Genomic DNA, 2,272 nt, shown 5'->3' with positions numbered 1-2,272 from the left:
CAATTACGCAGAATAATTCGGTACTATTGAACATTAGGACTAGAGTTGTGAGTTTTGTGTGGTAACTCAACTGATGGCTCTAGTCTTCTTATTTTCAAGTTTATTTCTTATCCGCGATTCGGGTTAAGATAATAAATCAGGAACATCATGATGGTTTCTTTGAGCTTGCAGCAACTGTCCAAATCTTTTGCGGGAAAACGTATATTTTCAAATTTAAATTTAGAGTTAAGCGAATTCGGAATTGTCGCTGTTGTTGCTGAGAATGGAGTAGGGAAGTCCACCTTACTTGCGATGATTGCGGGGATGTTGGATTTCGATACAGGCAATATTTTGATTAATGATCAGCAATATGTCCCTCACAACAATCAATACAAGAAACTTGTGGCCTATGTGCCAGATAAAAGCCCTATTTATGATTTTTTACAAGGGCAGGAGTTTCTGAATTTAATGTGTGATATTCGAGGGATAGCGCATGAGCAGTATCAAATCTTCATTGAAAAATTTAAATTAGAACACTATTTAGCCACGCCTTTTGCTGACATGTCTTTTGGCACAACCAAAAAGTTTTTATTGGTTGCAGCCTTAATGACTTCGGCACCTTTACTGATTTTGGATGAACCGAGCAATGGCTTAGATCAAAATGCCTTGGCTGAATTAACAAGTATACTTTTACAGCAGAGTCAATCGAAATTGATTCTATTGTCTTGCCATGATCCAGTATTTAGAGACAGTCTTGCAGCAAAAATCATCGACCTGGATCGGCTAAAGTCCAATGAGCAGGCGGCATGAATAAACAAAGACATGTTGGGCAGCGAACAATCATAAAAACGCTTTTGAAATATCGATGGACATACTATGTCAAGACCACAGCAGACGCAGTTGCACGGCAAAAGCATTTACTTATTTTAATCACATTAATTCTCGGACCAATGCTATTCGGACTGCTCTTATCTTTAGTGCAGCCCATTATTGATATGGTTTATTGCAAATCAATAATCACGAATGTGTTTATTTGGACAGGCTTTCTTGCCTTAAATGTATTTTGGTGTGCGATACAGCGTAAAGCTTTGAGTGGTGGAGAAGGGTATCGCTATCTAGCGCTATTGCCCATCACGCTTAAAAGTCGCTTTGCAGTGGAAATTAAATTTTTAGGCAGTTTAAGCTTTTTGCTGATACTGCCATTTATTTTAGCGCTTCTATATGTTTGGGTTGAGTATGAATTCTTGGCTTCCATTGGCATCAGTGTATTGATGCTACTTTGGATCTTTAATTTATTAATTTTACAAATGCTGTTTTTACAACAGAATCAATATTGGGTTTTAGTCTGTCTTTTGACATATTTGCCCATTTTGAGCCTAGCGATATTGGACGCTCAACTCGTTGCGGTGTTGTTATCTACTTTCATCTGTATAGCGGCAATAAAATTTTGGCTGCTCGGTAGGAAATCAAAACCAATAAAGCTGCAAGTACCTAGCGTATTTCTAATACAGAAATATAGCCCACTCTGGCTCAATCAAAATAAACTAATTATTCGTCAGGCATTTCATAAAAGATTTCTAACCCATCGTATTGCTAGTATCAGTATGTCCGTTACAGCGGTTGTGATTTTGTATTGGTTCGCCACACAGGCGGATACTTGGAACATCATGAGCCTTGATTTCACTGCTTCACAATTATTCCAATTAATGTGTGCCGTCTATATTGCACTGAGTTTATTCAATCTAGGTGTGATAAAAATGGACTTAAAATCAAATTTTGAATCTGCAGAGCGATTCTGGATCATTCAGGGGTTCACACTTTGGCAGCTCAGGAAATACGAATACTGTGTTTTATTGATAATTGGCTTAATGATGAGTGTGCCAGTTTTGCTGTGGCTACTGCTGAAAGGTGGATTGGTTGATGTGCTATTGATGGTTACATTATTTGGTATCGCCATTCCATTTATTCAATGGCTGTATAGAAAACCTGAAGAAGTGCACGGTGTTATGCCAGTTTTAATGTTTATCTTATGGGTGCCTTTGGCGTATTGCATGCTTTCTGTACGCTAAAAACACTTTTTAAGTAAAAAACACTGATTTAGTAGAATAAATAAACAAACGTAATGAAAAACTAAAAATAAATGGAAAAGGGTGTTGCAACGGATGTGAAATGCTGTAGAATGCACATCCATCGGCGGTGATGAAGATTAAAACTTCTGATAAAACAATGACTTGGTTAAATTGATTAAGTTGGGTTTTATTTGATAAGTTTAAAAATAATTTGAATTACCGGT

At 37.1% G+C, this 2,272-nt stretch carries 2 protein-coding genes; both read left to right on the top strand.

The genetic code is table 11. The features are described from left to right. Positions 1 to 147: 147 nt before the first annotated feature. Positions 148 to 789, top strand: a complete 642-nt coding sequence (locus FTV04_RS16575) for an ABC transporter ATP-binding protein (protein WP_180090427.1) — start codon at positions 148 to 150, stop codon at positions 787 to 789. Continuing rightward, on the top strand, positions 786 to 2,048 hold the full coding sequence (locus FTV04_RS16570; RefSeq protein WP_180090425.1) for a hypothetical protein: 1,263 nt from the start codon (positions 786 to 788) through the stop codon (positions 2,046 to 2,048). Before FTV04_RS16575 ends, FTV04_RS16570 begins: the two co-directional genes overlap by 4 nt. Positions 2,049 to 2,272: the final 224 nt, after the last annotated feature.

This window comes from Acinetobacter sp. YH12219, assembly GCF_013417875.1.
In the GTDB taxonomy this organism is placed as follows: Bacteria; Pseudomonadota; Gammaproteobacteria; order Pseudomonadales; family Moraxellaceae; genus Acinetobacter; species Acinetobacter amyesii.
Note: the sequence above shows the minus strand (reverse complement) of the source record. Positions and strands in the feature narration are given on the sequence as shown.